Source organism: Halorubrum sp. ARQ200, from assembly GCF_005435115.1.
GTDB classification, from domain to species: domain Archaea; phylum Halobacteriota; class Halobacteria; order Halobacteriales; family Haloferacaceae; genus Halorubrum; species Halorubrum tropicale.
In genome coordinates this window covers 1-246 of the sequence record NZ_SGTZ01000071.1, presented here as the reverse complement: position 1 = coordinate 246, position 246 = coordinate 1, and the positions used below count along the sequence as shown (strand labels likewise).

The window sequence follows — 246 nt, the reverse complement described above, 5'->3', positions numbered from 1 at the left end:
GTGTCCGCTCTCGCTCCACAAACTCCAAGTCGATCCACTCGGTACACTCGGTGAGGCGGGCGGTTTTCGGCATAGAGCACTGAATCCTCGTCCCGCCTCTTCCTTAACTTAACACCGCGCGCCGATCCGTCGTGTTAACTTAAGCATGATTCCACCAGACGGCGTGGGCTTGCAACCACGTTTCCGCGGTCGGTGGATCGACGTGGCTAAAACAGTTTGAAAACGAAGAGGTTCGTCGTTCTACTT

Annotated in this window: 1 pseudogene; it reads right to left on the bottom strand. The window is 55.3% G+C overall.

Annotated elements, in window-relative coordinates:
- Positions 1 to 139: 139 nt before the first annotated feature.
- Positions 140 to 246: pseudogene (locus EXE50_RS17080) on the bottom strand (IS6 family transposase); the annotation flags it as partial.